This is a genomic window from Shewanella sp. Isolate11 (assembly GCF_022398315.1).
Taxonomy (GTDB): Bacteria; Pseudomonadota; Gammaproteobacteria; order Enterobacterales; family Shewanellaceae; genus Shewanella.
Map to the genome: position 1 here is coordinate 1048030 of NZ_JAKEVF010000001.1, position 21052 is coordinate 1069081.

Here is a 21052-nt window from a genome sequence, read left to right on the forward strand (position 1 = left end):
GCCATTTATAATGGCTCGTATGAGGCTCCTCGTACGAGCCATTTTTATTTTAGGGAAATAAATAATGCAAAATGCGCCGGAATCAGTACTGAATGCACTTGTCCCCATGGTTGTTGAACAAACAGCTAAAGGTGAACGCTCATATGATATCTATTCTCGCCTGTTAAAAGAGCGAGTCATCTTCTTAGTTGGCCAAGTTGAAGAGCATATGGCAAATCTGATTGTGGCCCAGTTGCTGTTTTTGGAATCAGAAAGTCCAGATAAAGATATTTATCTTTATATCAACTCGCCTGGCGGTTCAGTAACTGCGGGGATGGCGATTTATGATACAATGCAGTTTATTAAGCCAAACGTAAGTACGGTTTGTATTGGCCAAGCTGCCAGCATGGGTGCATTTTTATTAGCCGGTGGTGCTAAAGGCAAGCGCCATTGTTTACCAAACTCTCGCGTGATGATTCACCAGCCATTAGGTGGTTTTCAAGGTCAAGCGTCTGATATCGCAATTCACGCGCAAGAGATCTTGGGAATTAAGAACAAATTAAACCAAATGTTAGCCGATCATACAGGGCAGCCATTAGAAGTGATTGAGCGCGATACCGATCGCGACAACTTCATGAGTGCAATGGAAGCCGAAACTTACGGTCTAGTTGACTCAGTGCTGGATAAACGAGGCTGATAATTGTCGCTTGCTGAGCTATGCTCAAAGAAGCGACTGAAAGATGAATTGTGCAGTGAGTGAAACTGCAAAAGAGGTAGAGTAATGGGCGATAACAAAAGCAACGGTGATAGCGGAAAACTGCTGTACTGCTCTTTCTGTGGTAAGAGTCAGCATGAGGTTCGTAAGCTAATTGCTGGTCCTTCTGTTTATGTTTGTGACGAGTGTGTAGAGCTCTGTAACGATATTATTCGTGAAGAGATCAGAGAGATATCACCAAAGCAAGATCAAGATAAATTGCCAACGCCACATGAGCTCAGAGCGCATCTTGATGATTATGTGATTGGGCAAGATAAGGCTAAAAAAGTTTTATCTGTTGCGGTTTATAACCATTACAAGCGTTTAAAGAATGCTTCACCAATTGATGGAGTTGAGCTGGGTAAGAGTAACATCTTGCTGATAGGTCCTACAGGTAGTGGTAAAACGTTACTTGCAGAGACCTTAGCGCGTTTTCTCAATGTGCCGTTTACCATGGCCGATGCGACCACACTAACCGAAGCGGGTTATGTGGGCGAGGATGTTGAGAACATCATTCAAAAGCTACTGCAAAAGTGCGATTACGATGTTGAGAAGGCTCAGCGTGGTATTGTTTATATCGATGAGATTGACAAAATCAGCCGCAAGTCTGACAACCCATCGATCACCCGTGACGTATCAGGTGAGGGGGTTCAGCAAGCCTTACTTAAACTGATTGAAGGTACGGTTGCCGCTGTTCCTCCACAAGGTGGACGCAAGCATCCTCAGCAAGAGTTCTTACAAGTCGATACTTCTAAGATTTTGTTTATCTGTGGTGGTGCGTTTGCGGGCCTTGAAAAGGTGGTCGAACAACGCTCACACGTCGGTACCGGCATAGGTTTCGGCGCCGAAGTTAAAGGCGAAGCAGATAAAGCAACCATTTCTGATATGTTAAGTCAGGTTGAACCAGAAGATTTAGTTAAATATGGTCTTATTCCTGAGTTTATCGGTCGTCTTCCTGTGTTAGCGACCTTGGCTGAGCTTGACGAAGAAGCACTGATTCAGATTTTATCTGAGCCTAAAAATGCCCTAACTAAACAGTTTGCTGCCTTGTTTGACATGGAAGGGGTTGAGCTTGAATTCAGAGAAGATGCGCTCAAAGCGATTGCGCTAAAAGCGATGACCCGTAAGACAGGTGCACGTGGCTTACGCTCAATTGTTGAGGGCATGCTGCTGGATATCATGTATGACCTGCCTTCATCTGAGAATGTGGCTAAAGTTGTTATTGACGAATCAGTTGTTAGTGGTGAATCCGAACCGATTTTGATTTATGAATCGGCAGAGCCACAACCTGCGGTTGCTGAATAATAATTAGCCTAACGTAACGCTAATTTATGATTAAGGAGTCCATTGGGCTCCTTTTTTTATATTTGCCATTGAAACCATTCGATATACCCCAATATACTCATTAACATTGTTAGCAAACGGAATCGAGCTATGACCTTAGAGCGTGAAGCGCGAATCGAACTCCCTGTACTCCCCTTAAGAGATGTTGTGGTTTATCCCCACATGGTGATCCCGCTGTTTGTTGGTCGGGAAAAATCCATCCGCTGTCTTGAGGCTGCTATGGAGCAAGATAAGCAGATTATTTTAGTGGCGCAGCGAGATGCAGAACTAGACGAGCCGACCAGTGATGATATTTTTGAAGTCGGTACCGTTGCTTCTATTTTACAACTGCTCAAATTACCTGACGGCACAGTTAAAGTCCTAGTCGAAGGCGGACAACGTGCGCGTATTGTTAAGTACAGTCAGGAAACAGAATATTTTGTAGCCTCGGCCGAGTATCTTGAATCAGACAACATTGTCGATAAAGAAGAGGAAGTACTGGTTCGTTCGGCAATTGGCCAGTTTGAAGGCTATATCAAGCTGAATAAGAAGATCCCACCTGAAGTATTAACTTCATTGTCGGGTATCGATGAAGCTGCACGTCTTGCCGATACCATGGCGGCACACATGCCATTAAAACTTGAAGATAAACAAACCGTACTGGAGATGATTAATGTCTCTGAGCGTTTGGAATATCTGATGGCGATGATGGAGTCTGAAATCGACCTGCTCCAAGTCGAGAAGCGTATTCGCTCTCGAGTGAAAAAGCAGATGGAAAAGAGCCAGCGTGAGTATTATCTCAACGAGCAGATGAAGGCGATTCAAAAAGAGCTTGGTGATATTGACGAGTCTCATGATGAGTTTGAGACCTTAACTCGCAAGATTGAAGAAGCGGGTATGCCTGAAGAAGCTAAAGACAAGGCAACTGCTGAGCTAAATAAATTAAAAATGATGTCTCCAATGTCAGCAGAAGCGACGGTGGTTCGCAGCTATGTTGATTGGATGATCTCTGTGCCCTGGAAGCAGCGTTCCAAAATTAAGCGTAACTTAGCTAAGGCGCAAGATGTACTGGATACCGACCATTTCGGTTTAGAGAAGGTAAAAGAGCGTATTTTAGAATATCTTGCCGTACAGAGCCGCGTAAAGCAGCTTAAAGGGCCTATCTTGTGTTTAGTGGGACCTCCAGGTGTAGGTAAAACCTCACTAGGACAATCTATCGCTAAGGCGACAGGACGTAAATATGTTCGAGTGGCATTAGGTGGCGTGCGTGATGAAGCGGAAATCCGAGGCCATCGTCGTACTTATATCGGTTCTATGCCGGGTAAAGTGATTCAAAAAATGTCCAAAGTAGGGGTTAAAAACCCACTATTTTTGCTCGATGAGATTGATAAGATGAGCTCGGATATGCGTGGTGACCCAGCTTCGGCACTGCTAGAAGTACTCGATCCTGAGCAAAATTCGACCTTTAGCGATCATTATTTGGAAGTCGATTACGATCTGTCCGATGTGATGTTTGTGGCGACATCGAACTCGATGAATATTCCTGGCCCGTTATTGGATCGTATGGAAGTCATTCGTCTTTCGGGTTATACCGAAGATGAAAAGCTTAATATTGCTAAGCAACATCTATTACCCAAACAGATCGAACGTAATGGCCTGAAAGCCAGTGAAGTCAAGGTCGAAGACAGTGCCATTATCGGCATTATTCGTTACTACACTCGTGAGGCGGGGGTGCGTGCCCTTGAACGTGAGTTATCGAAAATCTGTCGTAAAGTGGTTAAGCAAATTTTACTCGACAAGTCGGTTAAACATATCGATGTTAACCAAGATAACTTGAAGTCATTTCTTGGGGTACAACGTTTCGACTACGGTAAGGCTGAATCGAATAACCAGATTGGACAAGTGACAGGTTTAGCTTGGACAGAAGTCGGCGGTGACTTGTTGACGATTGAGGCGACCTCAGTACCAGGCAAAGGCAAGCTAACCTATACAGGTTCACTTGGTGATGTCATGCAAGAGTCGATTCAAGCGGCGATGACAGTGGTACGAGCGCGTGCTGAACAACTGGGGATTAATCCTGACTTCTACGAGAAGCGTGATATCCACGTGCATGTGCCTGAAGGCGCCACGCCTAAAGATGGTCCTTCGGCCGGTGCAGCTATGTGTACTGCTCTGGTTTCTAGCCTCACAGGCAACCCTGTTCGCGCCGATGTGGCAATGACTGGGGAAATCACCTTACGAGGCGAAGTATTACCTATCGGCGGATTGAAAGAAAAGCTCTTAGCAGCTCATCGCGGTGGTACTAAATTAGTGTTGATTCCTAAAGAGAATGAGCGCGATTTAGAGGAAATTCCAGCTAATGTAGTCGCCGATCTAGAAATTCGTCCGGTGCGTTGGGTCGACGAAGTGTTGGAATTGGCGCTAGAACGACCAATTGAAGGCTTTGAAGTTGTTAAAAATTTGGGGTAACGCAAGAAAATGCCTATTTGCATTAAAAAAAATGCAAAAAGGGGCTTTTTAAAATCGAAACCTGTGGTAGCCTAGGTTGGTGGATAACTTTTAGCTACAGGCCTTGGCGCTACTGGTTTTGAGCTTATTCCAATTTTAATTCTTTGGTTTTCCTATTTGGCTTGAACTTTAGTTTCAAGCTTGTTATAAAAAGCCTCCGCAGACCGCTCTAAGAAGGATTTGGTTGCGGCGCAAAAAAATTAATTTCAAGGGGATGACATGAACAAATCTGAACTAATCGAGAAAATCGCTTCTGGTGCTGATATTTCTAAAGCGGCAGCTGGCCGTGCTCTAGATTCTTTTATTTCTGCTGTGACTGATGGCCTAAAAGATGGCGATAAGATTTCTCTAGTTGGTTTTGGTACTTTTGAAGTTCGTCAACGTGCAGAGCGTACTGGTCGCAACCCACAGACGGGTAAAGAGATCAAAATTGCTGCGGCAAACATTCCTGCGTTCAAAGCAGGTAAAGCACTTAAAGACGCTGTAAACTAAGAATTTCTTAGTCAAGGTGGCCTTTGTAAGCCATACACGTAAAGCGATAAGCACTGTTCAGACAGTGCTTTTTACGAGTAGGTGAATTGATAATTTATTTGATTATCATGACGTTGGCCTAACTTACGTATCATGTAAACTAGGTCTAACACTTTACAAAAATGGCGCATCCTCCATGGTGATGCGCCTTTTTATTTTTTAATGTAACGAGCGAGAAATCTGATGTTAGAAAAGATTCGCGAAGGTTCACAAGGCGTGATTGCAAAAAGCATTCTCGTCGTTGTCATATTGTCCTTTGCATTTACTGGTGTGAGTAGCTATTTAGGTTCATCTTCTGAGCCAACTGTTGCGACAGTGAATGGCGATGAGATCAGTAAATCAGCCTTAGAACAAGCCTATCAAAGCGAGCGAGCTCGATTAGAGCAGCAATTAGGTGACATGTATAGCGCACTTGCAAATAATGAAAATTATTTAGCCAGTGTAAAACAGAGCGTATTAGATCGCCTGATTGCCGACAAACTAGTCGACCAAACAGCAGTTGAGCTAGGATTAACCGTTTCTGATGAGCAAATTAAGAATGCCATCATGAATGAGCCTGCGTTCCAAACTGATGGCAAATTCGATAACGACAGATATTTAGCGCTTATTCGCCAACTTGGTTATTCTGCTAGCACATTCCGCGACATGATGCGTAATGATATGACACGTCGTCAATTAGTTGTATCGTTAGTTGGCTCTGAATTCGTTCTAGCGGGTGAAGCCGATCATTTAGCACAAATCCAACAGCAAACACGTGATATTCGTTATCATGTTGTTGATTCAGCTCCTTTCATCGATCAAGTTTCCGTTTCTGATGATGACGCTAATAGTTACTATCAAGCAAACCAAAATCAGTTTGTTCGTCCTGAAACCGTTTCATTAAACTACATCGAACTGAATGCCGATAATATGGCTATCGGCGTTGAGGTTTCTGAGCAAGAGGCTCAAACCTACTACGACGATAACCAGGCACAATATCTACAGCCTGAAAAACGTCTAGCCGCACATATTCTTATTAATGGCAGCGATGATGATGCTAAGGCAAAAGCGGATGCACTTTACGCTAAGCTTGAAGCGGGTGACGATTTTGCTGAACTGGCTAAAACCAACTCTGATGACACATTCAGTGCCGAAAAAGGTGGTGAATTAGATTGGTTCGAGAAAGGGGTCATGGATCCTGCTTTTGATGACGCATTATTTAGCCTAGCGCAAGGCCAATATTCTCCAGTGGTTAAATCCAGCTTTGGTTATCACATCATTAAATTACTTGATACTCAAGCTGCCGCTACAGCACCATTTAGTGATGTTAAAGATAAGATTATCGCCACACTTAAGACTAAGCATGCTGTTGATGAGTTTTATGGTTTACAACAACGTCTAGCAGATGTCAGTTACGAAGTTCCTGATACACTAACTGAAGCAGCCAAAGAAGTGGGTGTGAGTGTTCAAACCACTGCAGTATTCTCACGTGATAACGCTCCAGCGCCATTTAACGCGCCAGAGGTGATTAAAGCCGCTTTCTCTAATTCTGTATTGCTTGATGGCATGAACAGTGACGTGATTGAGCTTGGCCCGAATCATGTGTTGGTTGTTCGCGTAAATAGCCATACTGCTGCAGGTACTTTAGACTTTGATACCGTCAAAGCCTCTATTGTTGCTCGTCTTCAGCAAGATAAAGCCAACGAGCTAGCTCGTGAACAGGCGCAATCATTAATGACAGCAATTAAAGCTGGCGACACTAGCACTGAACTGACTGCGGCGACTAAGGTAGCGCGTACAGATCAAGCTATTGACAGTTCAATAGTGGCTAAAGCGTTCAAAATGGCTCAGCCTGCTGACGCTTTAGTGGTTGATACTGCGGCACTAGCCAATGGTTATGCCGTGATTGTGCTTGATAAGGTCAATCAGGCTGAGAGTATTGATGACAGTACCCTTAATGCACTTAAACAGCGTTTGAACTCACAGTACAGCGAAAATGATTACCGTTCACTTATCAGCTTGTTAAAAGCTAACAGTGAAGTGGTTTATACTGCTGCCGAGTAATACCTTTAGCTTGAATAGCACTTAAAAAAGCCCGTTGAATATTCAACGGGCTTTTTTTTACTGTTATTTTAAGCTAGCTATACAGTTGCTGTTACTTGGAGTCCATCTGTTGGTTTTAGCCATTGTTGGTTGTTATTGCTAGGAGCCAGAGCCTTACTTTTAAATATGAGCGAGCTATCATCAGTTTGAGTCAACCCAATAAAAAAGCCACGATAATGATCGTGGCTTTATATGAGTTAGGCATTTAGCTAACGATTAAATTTGCTCAACATCGAAGTCAACTTCCGGGTTCACATCTGCATCATAATCAACGGATGCGACACCAAAACCAAACAGCTTCAAGAACTCTTCTTTATATTCGCGATAGTCAGTAAGTTCGCTTAGGTTCTCTGTGGTTACTTGTGGCCATAAATCGCGACAATGTTGCTGGATATCTTCTTTCAATTCCCAGTCGTCTAAGCGAAGACGGTTTGCATCATCAACAGCTGGCGCTGTGCCATCGGCACGGAACAAGCGTTCGTTGAACATACGGTTAATTTGCTCTTGGCAACCTTCGTGTAAACCTTCTTCACGCATCTTTTTAAAGACCATAGCGATATACAGAGGCATGACAGGAATCGCAGAGCTTGCTTGAGTAACAACACTTTTCAGTACGGCGACATTGGCACTGCCACCAGTCGTTGAAAGTTGAGTATTGAGTGTATTAGCAGCGCGGTCTAAGTCCATTTTGGCTTTACCTAAAGCACCATGCCAGTAGATAGGCCAAGTTAGCTCGGTGCCGATATAGCTATAAGCAACAGTTTTACATTCAGGAGCCAATACGCCTGCATCCGATAGGGCATTGATCCACAATTCCCAATCTTCACCGCCCATTACTGTTACTGTGTCTTTGATCTCTTGCTCGGTTGCAGGCTCGACACTGGTTTCGATAATAAGGTCTTTGTTGGTGTCTACCGCAGTTGCAGTATAGGTTTCACCAATTGGCTTTAGCGATGAGCGGATCAGCTCGCCAGAGTCTGGTAGCTTTCTCACAGGTGATGCTAGTGAATAAACCACCATATCCACTTGGCCAAGATCTTGTTTAATGATCTCAATCGCACGTTGCTTAGCTTCGTGGCTGAAGGCATCGCCATTTAAGCTCTTAGAGTAAAGTCCCGCTGCTTTGGCATATTTGTCAAACGCGGCAGAGTTATACCAGCCAGCAGTACCTGGTTTGGTTTCTGTACCAGGCTTTTCAAAGAAGACGCCTAGCGTGGCTGCATTGCTACCAAAGGCTGCTGCGATGCGCGAAGACAGACCATAGCCGCTTGAAGAGCCGATCACTAATACCTTCTTAGGGCCATTAGCTACAGGGCCGTTAGCTTTGGTGATATTGATTTGCTCTAGTACATTTGCTTCACAGCCAACCGGATGAGTAGTTGTACAAATGAAGCCACGTGTTTTGGGTTTGATTATCATGTTTCTGCTTCTCTTGAAAAAGTGCCATAAGGATAATTAAACCAATATGAAATGGCACATGTTTTTTAGTAATTAGGTTAGTTAATCCCAGTGGTTGGAGCAGTTTAGCGTTTATAGGAGAACATGGTTTGCTCCTGAATAAGCCTTTGTGTGTACTCATGCTGAGGCTCATTGAATAATTTTTCTGTTGTTGCCTTCTCCACCATTTTCCCATTGTGAAGTACCATGATTTTATCGCTGAAATGACGAATAATATTCATGTTATGGGATACAAAAATATAAGACAGCCCCATCTCTTGCTGCAATTTTAGTAGCAGGTTTAAAATTTGCGAGCGAACCGAAAGGTCCAACGCAGTTAACGCTTCGTCGGCAATAATAATTTTGGGGTCAAGCATCAGAGCTCGAGCAACGGCGACACGCTGTTTCATCCCTTCTGAAATCATGTGCGGATAAAAATCCGCATGTTCCGGCAGTAATCCCACTTTACGTAATCTATCGATAACCTGAGCGCGTCTTTCATGCTTATCGAGCTTGGTATTGAATTTCAGTGGCTCATCTAATAATTCACCTACGGTAATACTGGGGTTCAAGGAGGTATTAGGATCTTGGAAAATCATCCGGATTAAACGGCAGCGCTGTTTAAGGTTACGACTTTCTAATACTTCGCCTTCAAACAGTATTTCTCCACTGGATCGCTCTTCGGCACCGACTAAAATCCGTGCAAGGGTACTTTTCCCTGAGCCGGTTTCACCTACAATTGCCAAGGTTTCGCCGCGATTTAACTCGAACGAAATTGGTTCCAATGCACGATTATATTGACGCTTAAAGCCTTTATAACCGGCATAAAAGGTTTTGCTCAACTCACTAACTTTTAGTAAGGGACTCGTCATTACATGGCTCGTTATGGTAAGGGAAATGACACGCAAAATAGCGATCTTTCTGGTGACATAGGTTAGGTTGATTAACACAAAGTTTCTGTGCTTGTGGACAGCGGGGACCGAGTCGACAACCAATAGGTAAATGTTGTAATGCTGGTGCTGAGCCCGGCAATGTGTTCATCATGGTCTTATGATGTTCAGGATTTGAATAATCAGGAATGTTATCCAGTAGCGCCTTAGTATAAGGATGATAAGGCTGAGCGATTAATTCGCTGGTCGGCCCTGACTCCATAATTTGTCCACTGTACATGACAGATAAACGGTCACACCATTGAGATAATGTCTCAAGTTCATGACTTATCAACAAAATAGAGACATTTTGCAATTGATTAAGCTTACTGAGTAAACGAAATATCTGCGCCTGAGTTCTGACTTCCATCGAGTTTGTTGGCTCATCGGCAATCAGCAGTTTAGGTTGGTTGGCGACGGCGATAGCAATCATCACTTTTTGGCATTCACCATCAGACAACTCCCAAGGGTAGCTGCCCATGACTTTTTGGGCGTCTTTCACCCCGACTTTATGCAGCCATTGCTGAGCTTTGACACGCTTATCCTTTTCACGCTTCCACCAAGGGAGGGTACGATTTTCCGGCATTGCTTCAATTATCTGCACTCCAACGGATATGGTTGGATCGAGACTGCTAATCGGATCTTGGAAGATCATAGCCATCTCGGAGCCCATTAATGCACGACGCTCTTTTGAGGTCATGTCCATCAGGTTTTGGCCTTCCCACATCATCCGATCGGCTTGTATGGTCCAGTTATGCCCTGGAATGCCTAATATGGCTCTGGCTAACAAGGAACGACCAGAGCCAGATTCACCCACAAGGCCATGAATTTCACCGGGGTTGATGGTCAGGCTGACACGCTCAACGGCCTTAACACGGCCGTGAGGAGTGTTAAGTTCGATAGTGAGGTTTCTAATATCCAACAGTGGCATAAGACAGTTCCATCAATGGCGGATCGGTGACAGTGCTGAGCGAAGCCCATCACCTACTAGATTAATGGCTAACACACTACAAAGAATGGCGACGCCCGGAATAGATACTGTCCAAGGTGCCGTGAGCAGGTTATCGAGCCCTTGTGATACCATAGCTCCCCATTCTGGGCTCGGAGCTTGTGCCCCTAGATTGAGAAAACCTAGCGCCGCAATATCCAGAATCGCTGCAGAGATCCCAAGTGTGGTTTGAATAATCATAGTATCTAAAATATTAGGCAGAATGACATACCAAAAGATTTGTAATGGATTGGCACCATCTAATCGAGCGGCTGTGACGTACTCTTTTTGCAGTTCTTCGTGTACCGCTTGATGAATAGCCCTAACAAATTGAGGTGTGAGGGCGATACCTACAGCCCAGAACACATTACCCAGACCAGGGCCTGTGACCGCGACAACTAATATCGCCATCAGTAGAGAGGGGATAGACAGCAGTGCATCTAATAGGTGGCTGAGCACGCTGGATTTTAAGCCTTTCATCATGCCGGAAATCGAACCAATAACAAAGCCTAATACTAATGCTGTGGCAACGATTCCTATGGCCATGCCAAAGGTCAGATGAGCTCCATGCAATAGGCGACTGAAAATATCTCGGCCTAAATCATCGGTGCCGAGAAAGTGTTCAACAGTGCCTGCAGGATCCCATGAAGGTGGCAATAATAACGCGTGAGGGTCTTGTTGTTCGGGTGCAAAAGGCGCGATAAGAGGACCAAATATGGCCAGTAATATCAAGGAGCAAACCGCCCACAGACCTGCAAAGGCGAAGGGATTGTCTGTGAAAGCACTCCAAATTCGGCTCAGGGGAGAAGGTATGTGATCCTCTTGATAGATTTTAATTTGAGGCATAGAGTTCTTTCCTGCTGATGGGATTCAATGTCGTATGCATCACTTCAATTAAAATACTTAAGAAAATGATAATCAATGCCACAGCTAAGATACCGCCCTGAATAACAGTATAATCGCGTTGATAAATCCCCGACACTAACCAAGCTCCTACTCCTGGCCAACTAAAAATCACTTCAACCACAATGGCATAACTGGCGAATGCTCCAAGCATTAAACCTAGGTTTTTTAAAACCGGAATAAAGGCATTGGGTAAGGCGTGGCGCAATACGATTGTCGATGTCACCAGACCGCGAGCTTCAGCGGCTTTGATGTAGGTTTTTTCCATAATGGCTATCATGGCACTACGGGTAATACGCACCACTACAGTGAAGGGCAGAATGGCGAGCGTGACCGCAGGTAAAATAATATGATGCAGCGCATCGATAAATGCCGAGATTGCATATTTTGAATTTGATAATAGTGTGTCGATCAGCAGAAAGCCCGTAACCGATTTTATCTCGTACAATAAATTGATTTGCCCCGAAATGGGTAGCCAGCCTAAACGTACTCCAAACCATAATGATAAGGTTAATCCCAACCAAAATACGGGGATAGAATAACCGGTTAGTGTAATAGCCATGATGGTATGTTGAGTGATTTTATTATTACTTAAGGAGGCTAATACACCTAATGGAATACCAAACAACAGCGCCAGAAAACCGGCAAAAAATCCCAGTTCAAAACTGGCTGGCAATACTGTTGAAAGTTCATCAATAACCGGATTTTGTGAAGTGGTCGATATACCCAGATTACCAGAAAGGCGTTGCTCCAAATAGGCGACAAATTGGCTTATCGAATTGCTGCTTAAGCGGTAATCTTGATTGATCACGCTCAGTTCTTGTGCTGTTGGTGATTGAATTCCAGTAAGCGCCACGGTGCGATCAACGGGGAACTTAGTAGTCGCCATAAACATCACTATGAACAACACAAAAGAGGTGGCCAAAAATAGATTTAAACGTCGAATAAGATAACGGGCCATCAGTTAGCCTCCTTGAAAGCAGGGGCTTGCTGGCTGAGTTTTGTGGTATTGGTAAAAGAGATACCGCCAAAAGGTGTCAACTTAGATTGGCTAACACTCTTTTGCTTGACCACTAACCGTGTGGCGTGAGCTAAAGGTAATAGTGGTACTTGCTCAGCGATCATCTTCTCAGCCTGTTGATATAACAAAGTCCGTTCACGGCGTTTAGTGGTGGATTTTGCTTTATCTAATATCTGGTCAAACTCAAGATTGCACCAGCGCGAACGATTACTGTTAGTACTGGCTGAGGCGCAGCTTAAGATTGGAGTGAAGAAGTTATCTGGGTCACTGTTATCGGCGTTCCAGCCAATTAAAACCGAATCGTAACTCTGCTTACTTAGCTTCTGATTAAATACGCTCCAGTCATAGGTAACAATGTTGACCTTTACGCCAATATTAGCTAAATCCGCCTGAATTAACTCAGCTGTTTTATGAGGATTTGGGTTATAAATACGTGCCACCGGCATGGCCCAGATATCAATGGTCAGATCATTAATACCGGCTTCTTTTAATAGGGCTTTGGCTTTTTCTGGATTGTATTCAAGCAAGCTTTCATTGGGCGAATATGCCCAAGATAAAGGCGCTAAGACGCCTTTAGCTTCGACAGCTGTTTTTTGATAAACAGCCCTTAAAATATTGTCTTTATCAACAGCATAGGCAAGAGCTCTACGTACCCGCACATCGTTGAATGGTATGCGCTCGGTATTAAATGCCCAAAATGCCACGTTGAATCCAGGTAAAGAGTCGACTTCTAAATCTGCTTTATCGATAACAACCTGTAGTTCACCGGCCTTAGGAAGTGCTGATATATTACAGTCACCTGTGATTAGTTTAGCTAAGCGTGTGGTGCTTTTAGGGGTGATATCGAAAACCAATTGCTCCACTTCTGGAGTTGAGCGCCAGTAATGATGATTGCGATAAAATCGTATAAAGTCATTTTTAACGTAATCCACGAGCCTAAATGGTCCTGTACCAATAGCATATTTATCTAACAGTTCAGGTTCACCTGCTTTTATTAATTGGTCGCTATATTCCTTTGACAAGATCACGCTAAAGCCCGTGGCTAAGTTGGATAAAAAGGACGCATCTTTACGTTTAAGGTGAAAGGCAACGTGATAATCATCAATTTTTTCAATGTGTTCAATCTGCTGGGCGAAGTCGATACTCTCAAAAAATGGATATCCGGTTTTGGCAATATGATGGTAAGGGTTACTGGTATCGATAATACGATTAAATGAAAACAGGACATCGTCTGCATTAAAATTACGTGTTGGGCTAAAGTGCTTCGAATGATGAAAATGAACCCCAGTACGCAGAGTAAAAGTGTAAACACGCTCATCATTACTGATCGTCCAATCACTGGCTAATGCTGGCATGACTTCACCGGATTTAGCCTCGTAATTAACTAAGCCGTCGTAAAGTTGCGAAGTGGCATCTACGGTTGTGCCTGAAGTTACGAGCTGAGGATTAAATGATTCAGGATTACCCTCGGAGCAATAAACTAAGCCCGAAGGAACTTGTGAGGGGCCACAGGCTGTTAGCAGCGGAACTAGCCAGCAGAACGCCGAACCTAACGTGAGACGCTTAAGCAGCACTTTCATCAATAGATGTAATTGTTGTTTGAATGAAGATGTTCATTTTAACAGCGCTATGGAGCTGGGCGCAAACCTCATCTGTCCCTAAGGCAATTATTTATCCAATAAATTGTATTTTTTCAAGATTCCACGTAATTGATGGTAGCTTAGACCAAGCAGTTCTGCTGTTTTTTTCTGGTTATATTGGCCTGCTTCTAGCGCTTTTTTAAGCAGTGTGACTTCTTGGTTTTCGCAGTGCTCTTTAAAGTCTAGTGGGAAACTGATTTCAGCTGATTTAATTTGAGGCGCTGTGCTTACTGGTGCCACTTCACTTGTTGCCGCAGTAGTACCACTAGTTTGAACATTGGCCTGTCGTGATTGAGTTTTCACTCGGGTGGTCGGACGATAAGGCGATGCGAAGGGGTCAATTACAATGGAATCAATCGCCTCATGTCGATCGGTATTACGGTAGACACAACGTTCGACTACGTTTTTTAATTCGCGGATATTACCCGGCCAGCTGTATTCCATTAACTGTTTTACGGCGTTAGGTGTAAAGCCATCGAACAGCTCGTGTTGTAATTGCCTTGCCATCCCCACGGCGAAATACTCTGCTAAAGGCATGATATCTTCTGGCCTGTGTCTTAATGGCGGCAGGGTGATCACATCAAATGCTAAGCGGTCTAGCAGATCGGCTCTAAACTCACCGGCTTGGGCCAGTGATGGCAAATCTTCATTGGCGGCGCAAATAAGGCGTACGTCAGTTTGTACTGTTTTACTGCCACCGACTCGCTCAAATTCACCGTATTCGATGACCCGTAATAATTTTTCTTGGATCAGACCCGAAGTGTTGGCTAATTCATCAAGGAACAGGGTACCGCCATCGGCGCGTTCGAAACGGCCTTCATGTTTTTTATTGGCACCGGTAAAGGCGCCTGCATCGTGGCCAAAGAGCTCACTTTCGAGTAAGTTCTCACTTAAGGATGAGCAATTCAGTTTGATAAAACTTTGATCCCAACGCTTTGACAGATAATGTAATCGTTCGGCGATAAGTTCTTTTCCGGTACCGCGTTCACCGATAATTAATACCGGTTTCGATAAAGGCGCGATTTTGGACACATGTTCAAGTACTTCTAACAAGGCGTTAGATTGACCGATGAGATTATCTTGCTGAAATTGATTAGCCACGATTATTTTTAGTCTTTAACACTAATAATTGGTGAAAATTATAATATGTGCCTCAGGTATTAAAATAAAGAAAAAGTTAAAATATTAGTTAAGTGTTTGTATTGTATGGGTTATAAAAAGTTGGCATGCTAAATGTATTGTTTTTAGCGAAACCAACATTAATTTTGAGGACAGTATTATGGGTATTTTCTCTCGCTTCGCGGATATCATTAACTCTAATATCAGCGCACTACTTGATAAAGCGGAAGATCCAGAAAAAATGGTTCGTCTGATCATTCAAGAGATGGAAGATACGTTAGTTGAAGTGCGTTCAACTTCGGCTAAGGTACTAGCAGAAAAGAAAGAGATCCTTCGTCGCATTGCTAAAGTGCAAGAGCAAGTTCAAGATTGGCAGGAGAAAGCCGAGCTTGCATTGTCGAAAGGCAGAGAAGACTTAGCCAAAGCAGCATTACTTGAAAAGCAGAAAGCCGTTGAATTGGCAATGACGCTAGAGCAAGAGCTCGTGGTGATTGAAGAGCAGATCAGCCGCTTAAAAGAAGAAGTTAACCTGCTACAAGAGAAGCTAGCCGATGCTAAGGCGCGTCAAAAGACCATAATCATGCGTAAACAGACTGCCTCTTCACGCTTAGAAGTGAAACGCCAGTTAGATTCGAGCAAAATTGATAATGCTATGAGTAAGTTTGAGCAATATGAGCGCCGAGTTGAAGGCCTTGAGTCTCAAGTTGAAGCTTACGACTTAGGTAATCAAAAAACGCTTAATGACGAGTTTGCAGCATTAGAAGCCGAAGATGCGGTGAGCGCTGAGCTTGAAGCTTTGAAAGCGAAAGTAAAAGCAAGCAAAGCGAAAAAGCAGACTAAATAATTACGATTTAGAGGTGAGTTATGGATATGGACATATTAATTGCCCCCATTATTGTTTTCATGGTTGTGGTGGCGCCCATCTGGTTGATACTACATTACCGTAGTAAACGCCAAGTGAGCCAGGGACTCACTGAAGAAGAGTTTACTCAACTTAATGAGTTAATCGGCAAAGCTGACAAGATGGCCCAACGCATCGAAACATTGGAAGCGATTTTGGATAGTGAGGCTCCACAGTGGAGGAATCGAGATGAGCGGATCTAACGGACGTACCTTGTATCGAATTCCTGAATCAGGAAAAATAGCTGGAGTATGTGCAGGGATTGCCGATTACTTCAACTTTGAAACCTGGTTAGTGCGAGTCTTAGCAGCATCGATATTTTTATTGGGTGGTTCGGGAATTGTGATTATCATCTATGTGCTACTTTGGATGATTTTGGATATCAAACCCGGCAGTTCAAAGAGCAAACAGTCTCATAAAGAGATTGAATTGAAGAAGAAGGTTTGGCAAGCCGGAGAGCCTGCCACCGCGGCTTTAAAAGATGTGAGTAGTCAATTTAGACAACTAGAAATTAGACTGCAAAATCTGGAGCGTCATGTTACTTCCGATACTTTCGATCTTAAACGCGAGATCAATAATTTATAATCCTTCCAAAGGGCGGCATACACCGCCCTTTGCCATTGCTACGGTTTGCTAAGATTAGCCAATGAATTCATTTAATCGCTCATTGAGAAAGCTTAAATCCCAATCAAAATCTTTAGTCAAGCGCACTACTGATAATCATATTCGTTTAGCGGTTACCGGGCTTTCTGGCGCTGGCAAGACCGCATTTATCACCGGCTTAGTTAATCAATTGCTGACGGTAAGCAAAGATAAGGGGCTGCCGCTTTGGCAAGTATCGCGTGAAGAGCGTTTGTACGGTGTTAAACGTACGATGCAGCCTGACATGACGATTGCGAGTTTTGATTATCAAGGCGCGATGAACTCTTTGTGTGCCGATGAACCTTATTGGCCTGAGTCGACTAAAAACATCAGTGAGCTAAGACTGGCGCTTCGCTATCAACCGCAAAAAGGCTTACTTGCCAAATTCAGTGATAGCTCGACGCTTTATTTGGATATTGTCGATTATCCTGGTGAGTGGCTGCTGGATTTGCCCATGTTAAAACTCAGCTATCAGCAATGGTCTGATCAACAATATCAAAGAGCTGCCATTTTGGCTCTGAGTCAATATTATCAGCCATTTATTGCAGCCTGTGCGGGTCTTGATTTGTCGGCCAGTGCTGATGAGCAAGTATTAAAAACGATTGCAAAGCAGTATCAGGAGTTATTGGTAGATAGTGTTGAGACTCATGGGTTTTATAATGCACAACCAGGAAGGATGTTATTGCCAGGAGAGCTAGCCGATACGCCTATCTTAGCGTTTTTTCCGTTATTTGGCATGCAAGCAGCGCAGTTAGAGACGCTGGAGGCTTCATCCAAGTCTAGTTATTATCATGTACTTAAACGGCGTTATTCCAGCTATGTTTCCCAGGTAGTAAAGCCCTTTTATAGTGATTACTTTGCTAAGTTTGACCGCCAAGTTGTGCTGGTAGATTGTTTTACACCGCTCAACCGCGGCAAGGCTCAATTTGACGATATGAAACTGGCGATCGATGGCATTATGGCAAGCTTTCATTTCGGCCAATCTAATTTGTTAAAACGCCTATTTTCACCTCGAATAGATAAGTTGCTGTTTGCCGCTAGCAAGGTCGATCATATTACTCGCTCTCAACAGGCCAATGTATTGTCTCTTTTAACTCAGCTGGTTAAACACAGTCAACAACATGCACAGTTTGAAGGTTGTGATGTTGAGGTGATGGCAATTAGCGCAATTAAAGCGACACAACATGGCATGGTGCAAGATGGCGGTGCTCAGATTGAGGTTGTTAAAGGTCGAGATATGGCAACCCATCAAGAGATCACCTTGTTTCCCGGTGAAGTGCCTAAGCAGTTACCTCAAGCCGAGTTCTGGGACAATCAAGGCTTCGAGTTTGTAAACTTTGCTCCGCCATTATTAGCGACCACACCGAAAGACAGTCACTTTGAGCATATTCGGCTCGATCATTTATTACAGTACTTGCTGGGCGACAAGCTTGCTTAATAGGTCAGATAGATCTGAAAGTACACAGGATAATACCAATCAGTATAAAGATGTTATCGCTCAGCGAGAATTTCGCATTTCTGAGGCTCTAATACTGAATTGGTGTAAAAGGGTAGAAGATGAAATCGCAATCTGGTTCAATCAAAAAAAAGCAGGTGTTTGAACATCAACAAGCCGATCTTGCTATCACATTGAAGACCGCCAAGCACTTTAACGGCCAGAAGCTGCTTACGGAGTCAGAAGAACAACACCAAGAGGCTCAATTGGAGCAAGTGTTCGAAGACAAAAAAACGCTCTCTTTATGGAGCAAGCCGATTAAGCGTCGCTGGTCTTGGTTAGCTAAGGGCAGCTTGTTGGGGATCGGTGTTATTGCCATTTTGGAAACCCTATTATCTTTGCATTCTGCTTGGCTTCAAAGTCCATGGCTGTTTGGTATCTATACTGCGGTGACTGGCGTCGTGGTGTTGTGGGCAAGTAGTATTGGGCTTAAAGAGTGGCGACAGCTTAAACGACTGCGGGGAACCGAAGAGGCGCAGCAGGTAAGTGAGCGCTTAGCTCAGAGTATGCAAGTTGGCGAAGCCGATCCCTTTATCGACAATATCTTAAACAAGTTGCCGACAGAGATTGATATTAATCAGTACAAAAAACATCTCAGTGATGAGCATAATGATGCCGAACGAGTATTACTGTTTGAGTCGACGGTTCTAAATCAAATTGATGTACGGGCAAAGAAGCTGGTTCATCGCTATGCGACCGAGTCGGCATTGCTTCTGGCTGCGAGCCCGATAGCGGTGTTGGATATGGCGATTATTTTATGGCGTAATCAGAAGATGATACGAGAATTGGCTCGTTGTTATGGGATTGAATTGGGCTATTGGAGTCGGATTAAGCTTATTCGCTCGGTGATCACCAATATTATTTATGCGGGAACCAGTGAAGTGGTTACCGATATTGGTACCCAATTATTGTCGTTGGAATTGTCCGGTAAAATCTCAACCCGTATGGCACAAGGGTTAGGTGGTGGATTACTCACCGCGCGACTTGGATATCAAACCATGGCGCTTTGCCGGCCAGTGGTGTTTAGCGCAGAGGCGAGACCTAAATTGACAAAAATTCATAGTGCGCTACTTGGTGAGCTGAAAGACTTTTCCCTGTCGGCGATGAGTAAAGCAGCAATGGCGGGTAAGGCTAGACAATCCTCATCGGCTAAAGCCACCGCCAGCAAAGAGAGTGCTAAAACCAAGCGAGATCTGTAGCTGAGCCAAAGGGCTTAAACTTCGAGAGTCTGATAGGTTACCTGTAGTAAAAATAGCGACTTACCCTAGGCTAAGTCGCTATTTTTTTGATGATTTTAATCGATGGCAATCAACTTCTCGACTGCTATTGTATCGCTAATAAAAACTATATCGTCCAGAACAGATGCGAAATAACATACAGTACCAGCATACTGATGAAGTTGATGATGGCACCAGCACGTAACATCTCAGACTGTTTAATATAACCTGAGCCATAAACAATGGCGTTAGGCGGCGTTGCAACTGGTAACATAAAGGCGCAAGAGGCAGCGATACCGATCAATACCGATAGCATTACTGGAGACAAACCTAAGGCTTCAGCAATGGCTGCAAACACGGGCACTAATAGCGCAGCGCTAGCGGTATTACTGGCAAACTCAGTTAGCATCACCACAAAGAAAATCACTGCAAAAATAAATAAAGCCATATGAGTGTTACCAAAGATATCGGTAACCCAGTGGGCCAAAAATACGCTGGTGCCAGTGGCTTTCAAAATGGCACTTAAGGTCAGGCCTCCGCCGAATAAGATCAACACGCCCCAGTCGGTAGTCTTTTCAATTTTTTTCCATTCAACCAGTCCTAGCCCTGCCAATAATACGACAGCACTAAGAGCTACAATGGTATCGAATTGCGCTATCCCGCCGAGTGCAGCAGAAAGCGGTTTACTGAAGATCCAGCAGCACACAGTTGCAATGAAAATGAGTAGGGTGAGTTTACCTTCCAGCGTGAGTTGTTGCTCACTCTTAGGGATATCACAAACCACATTCAAATTCGGTTTGAAGTAAAGGTAGAGCGCGATCAACATGCTAGGCAGCATTAAGGCGACGGTGAGCAAACCAAATTCAAGCCAATCGGCAAAGGTTAAACCAACCTGAGCGGCAGCAATTGCATTTGGAGGGCTTCCTACCAAGGTACCAATGCCACCTATGTTGGCTGAATATGCGATGCCAAGCAGGATAAACAAGTAGGTATTGCGATGCTCTTTGATATCCAGTTGCTGCAAGATCCCTAAGGCTAACGGTAACATCATTGCGGCTGTGGCAGTGTTACTTATCCACATTGATAACAGTGCCGTAATACCGAATAGCATCATACAAGCGATGCTCAATTTACCTTTCGATACGGTGATCACCTTGTGGGCGATACGCTTATCTATGCCTTGATGATTAAGGGCCGCAGCGAGAACGAACCCTCCGAAAAAAAGATAGATGATCGGGTTGGCAAAATTGCTCATGGCAGTTTTGGTTTCAAAGACGCCTAGTACAACTCCCAATATAGGAATTAATATGGCGGTAATACTGATATGGATTGCTTCGCTGAGCCAGAGAATTGCTGCAAAAATAAGGATAGATAGCCCTGTATTGATATTCTGTTCGAAGGGTAAAAACAGATAGAGCAAGGCAAACAGCACAATATTGCCAAACAAGATGAGCAAGTTTTTGGAGCTGGTGGCTTTATTCTCTAATGTGATTTGTGTCGCTGGGGTCTGCATCGAAAAATCCCTATTTTCTATTGTGCAGGCCACATTATCTCAGGGCTAAACAAGCACCAAGTTTTTTATC

Annotated in this window: 18 protein-coding genes; 10 read left to right on the forward strand and 8 right to left on the reverse strand. The window is 43.9% G+C overall.

Annotated elements, in window-relative coordinates; translation table 11 throughout:
• The first annotated feature begins 64 nt into the window (after positions 1 to 64).
• From clpP to ppiD, 5 genes are all read left to right on the forward strand, one after another.
• Entirely contained in the window at positions 65 to 676 is a 612-nt protein-coding gene (clpP, locus tag L1D21_RS04530; protein WP_239844026.1) for an ATP-dependent Clp endopeptidase proteolytic subunit ClpP, read from the forward strand.
• Between the two features lie 84 nt (positions 677 to 760).
• The gene (gene clpX, locus L1D21_RS04535; protein ID WP_239844027.1) at positions 761 to 2038 is read left to right on the forward strand and encodes an ATP-dependent protease ATP-binding subunit ClpX; all 1278 of its coding nucleotides are present in this window, start codon (positions 761 to 763) and stop codon (positions 2036 to 2038) included.
• A gap of 129 nt (positions 2039 to 2167) precedes the next feature.
• Positions 2168 to 4525 carry an endopeptidase La gene (gene lon, locus L1D21_RS04540; protein WP_239844028.1) on the forward strand — a complete coding sequence of 786 codons (2358 nt, stop codon included), beginning with the start codon at positions 2168 to 2170 and terminating at the stop codon, positions 4523 to 4525.
• A gap of 258 nt (positions 4526 to 4783) precedes the next feature.
• On the forward strand, positions 4784 to 5056 hold the full coding sequence (locus tag L1D21_RS04545; RefSeq protein WP_011866302.1) for an HU family DNA-binding protein: 273 nt from the start codon (positions 4784 to 4786) through the stop codon (positions 5054 to 5056).
• A 222-nt stretch (positions 5057 to 5278) separates the two neighbouring features.
• Positions 5279 to 7138 carry a peptidylprolyl isomerase gene (gene ppiD, locus L1D21_RS04550; protein WP_239844029.1) on the forward strand — a complete coding sequence of 620 codons (1860 nt, stop codon included), beginning with the start codon at positions 5279 to 5281 and terminating at the stop codon, positions 7136 to 7138.
• Between the two features lie 255 nt (positions 7139 to 7393).
• On the opposite strand, the gene fabV is transcribed toward ppiD, so the two are convergent.
• The 7 genes from fabV to pspF all read right to left on the reverse strand — a co-directional run bounded on the left by fabV (position 7394) and on the right by pspF (position 15196).
• Complete coding sequence (fabV, locus tag L1D21_RS04555) at positions 7394 to 8596, reverse strand: enoyl-ACP reductase FabV (protein WP_239844030.1); 1203 nt, start codon at positions 8594 to 8596, stop codon at positions 7394 to 7396.
• A gap of 104 nt (positions 8597 to 8700) precedes the next feature.
• Entirely contained in the window at positions 8701 to 9486 is a 786-nt protein-coding gene (locus L1D21_RS04560; protein WP_239844031.1) for an ATP-binding cassette domain-containing protein, read from the reverse strand.
• The gene (locus tag L1D21_RS04565; protein ID WP_239844032.1) at positions 9461 to 10474 is read right to left on the reverse strand and encodes an oligopeptide/dipeptide ABC transporter ATP-binding protein; all 1014 of its coding nucleotides are present in this window, start codon (positions 10472 to 10474) and stop codon (positions 9461 to 9463) included. The genes L1D21_RS04560 and L1D21_RS04565 overlap by 26 nt, the downstream gene beginning before the upstream one ends.
• Before the next feature lie 12 nt (positions 10475 to 10486).
• Positions 10487 to 11377: an ABC transporter permease subunit gene (locus tag L1D21_RS04570; RefSeq protein ID WP_239844033.1), complete on the reverse strand. Its 891-nt coding sequence runs from the start codon at positions 11375 to 11377 to the stop codon at positions 10487 to 10489.
• Positions 11364 to 12395: an ABC transporter permease gene (locus tag L1D21_RS04575; protein WP_239844034.1), complete on the reverse strand. Its 1032-nt coding sequence runs from the start codon at positions 12393 to 12395 to the stop codon at positions 11364 to 11366. The genes L1D21_RS04570 and L1D21_RS04575 overlap by 14 nt, the downstream gene beginning before the upstream one ends.
• On the reverse strand, positions 12395 to 14035 hold the full coding sequence (locus L1D21_RS04580) for an ABC transporter substrate-binding protein (RefSeq protein WP_239844035.1): 1641 nt from the start codon (positions 14033 to 14035) through the stop codon (positions 12395 to 12397). The genes L1D21_RS04575 and L1D21_RS04580 overlap by 1 nt, the downstream gene beginning before the upstream one ends.
• A gap of 87 nt (positions 14036 to 14122) precedes the next feature.
• On the reverse strand, positions 14123 to 15196 hold the full coding sequence (gene pspF / locus L1D21_RS04585; protein WP_239844036.1) for a phage shock protein operon transcriptional activator: 1074 nt from the start codon (positions 15194 to 15196) through the stop codon (positions 14123 to 14125).
• A gap of 178 nt (positions 15197 to 15374) precedes the next feature.
• On the opposite strand from pspF, the gene pspA reads away from it, so the two are divergent.
• The 5 genes from pspA (at position 15375) to L1D21_RS04610 (ending at position 19451) form a co-directional block, all read left to right on the forward strand.
• On the forward strand, positions 15375 to 16058 hold the full coding sequence (gene pspA / locus L1D21_RS04590; protein ID WP_239844037.1) for a phage shock protein PspA: 684 nt from the start codon (positions 15375 to 15377) through the stop codon (positions 16056 to 16058).
• A gap of 20 nt (positions 16059 to 16078) precedes the next feature.
• Complete coding sequence (gene pspB, locus L1D21_RS04595) at positions 16079 to 16318, forward strand: envelope stress response membrane protein PspB (protein WP_239844038.1); 240 nt, start codon at positions 16079 to 16081, stop codon at positions 16316 to 16318.
• Complete coding sequence (gene pspC / locus L1D21_RS04600) at positions 16305 to 16700, forward strand: envelope stress response membrane protein PspC (protein WP_239844039.1); 396 nt, start codon at positions 16305 to 16307, stop codon at positions 16698 to 16700. The genes pspB and pspC overlap by 14 nt, the downstream gene beginning before the upstream one ends.
• Before the next feature lie 61 nt (positions 16701 to 16761).
• Entirely contained in the window at positions 16762 to 18195 is a 1434-nt protein-coding gene (locus tag L1D21_RS04605) for a YcjX family protein (RefSeq protein WP_239844040.1), read from the forward strand.
• 119 nt (positions 18196 to 18314) lie between these two features.
• Positions 18315 to 19451 (forward strand): TIGR01620 family protein, encoded by a 1137-nt coding sequence (locus L1D21_RS04610; protein WP_239844041.1) that lies wholly within the window; start codon positions 18315 to 18317, stop codon positions 19449 to 19451.
• Between the two features lie 145 nt (positions 19452 to 19596).
• Here the strand turns inward: L1D21_RS04610 and L1D21_RS04615 are convergent, their stop codons facing one another.
• Positions 19597 to 20982 (reverse strand): DASS family sodium-coupled anion symporter, encoded by a 1386-nt coding sequence (locus L1D21_RS04615; RefSeq protein ID WP_239844042.1) that lies wholly within the window; start codon positions 20980 to 20982, stop codon positions 19597 to 19599.
• Between the last annotated feature and the right edge of the window lie 70 nt (positions 20983 to 21052).

What these genes read in the sequence shown, in the direction of transcription:
- clpP (WP_239844026.1), top strand. Translation starts at nt 65, where the DNA reads ATGCAAAATGCGCCGGAATCAGTACTGAATGCACTTGTCCCCATGGTT.
- clpX (WP_239844027.1), top strand. Translation starts at nt 761, where the DNA reads ATGGGCGATAACAAAAGCAACGGTGATAGCGGAAAACTGCTGTACTGC.
- lon (WP_239844028.1), top strand. Translation starts at nt 2,168, where the DNA reads ATGACCTTAGAGCGTGAAGCGCGAATCGAACTCCCTGTACTCCCCTTA.
- L1D21_RS04545 (WP_011866302.1), top strand. Translation starts at nt 4,784, where the DNA reads ATGAACAAATCTGAACTAATCGAGAAAATCGCTTCTGGTGCTGATATT.
- ppiD (WP_239844029.1), top strand. Translation starts at nt 5,279, where the DNA reads ATGTTAGAAAAGATTCGCGAAGGTTCACAAGGCGTGATTGCAAAAAGC.
- fabV (WP_239844030.1), bottom strand. Translation starts at nt 8,596, where the DNA reads ATGATAATCAAACCCAAAACACGTGGCTTCATTTGTACAACTACTCAT.
- L1D21_RS04560 (WP_239844031.1), bottom strand. Translation starts at nt 9,486, where the DNA reads ATGACGAGTCCCTTACTAAAAGTTAGTGAGTTGAGCAAAACCTTTTAT.
- L1D21_RS04565 (WP_239844032.1), bottom strand. Translation starts at nt 10,474, where the DNA reads ATGCCACTGTTGGATATTAGAAACCTCACTATCGAACTTAACACTCCT.
- L1D21_RS04570 (WP_239844033.1), bottom strand. Translation starts at nt 11,377, where the DNA reads ATGCCTCAAATTAAAATCTATCAAGAGGATCACATACCTTCTCCCCTG.
- L1D21_RS04575 (WP_239844034.1), bottom strand. Translation starts at nt 12,395, where the DNA reads ATGGCCCGTTATCTTATTCGACGTTTAAATCTATTTTTGGCCACCTCT.
- L1D21_RS04580 (WP_239844035.1), bottom strand. Translation starts at nt 14,035, where the DNA reads ATGAAAGTGCTGCTTAAGCGTCTCACGTTAGGTTCGGCGTTCTGCTGG.
- pspA (WP_239844037.1), top strand. Translation starts at nt 15,375, where the DNA reads ATGGGTATTTTCTCTCGCTTCGCGGATATCATTAACTCTAATATCAGC.
- pspB (WP_239844038.1), top strand. Translation starts at nt 16,079, where the DNA reads ATGGATATGGACATATTAATTGCCCCCATTATTGTTTTCATGGTTGTG.
- pspC (WP_239844039.1), top strand. Translation starts at nt 16,305, where the DNA reads ATGAGCGGATCTAACGGACGTACCTTGTATCGAATTCCTGAATCAGGA.
- L1D21_RS04605 (WP_239844040.1), top strand. Translation starts at nt 16,762, where the DNA reads ATGAATTCATTTAATCGCTCATTGAGAAAGCTTAAATCCCAATCAAAA.
- L1D21_RS04610 (WP_239844041.1), top strand. Translation starts at nt 18,315, where the DNA reads ATGAAATCGCAATCTGGTTCAATCAAAAAAAAGCAGGTGTTTGAACAT.
- L1D21_RS04615 (WP_239844042.1), bottom strand. Translation starts at nt 20,982, where the DNA reads ATGCAGACCCCAGCGACACAAATCACATTAGAGAATAAAGCCACCAGC.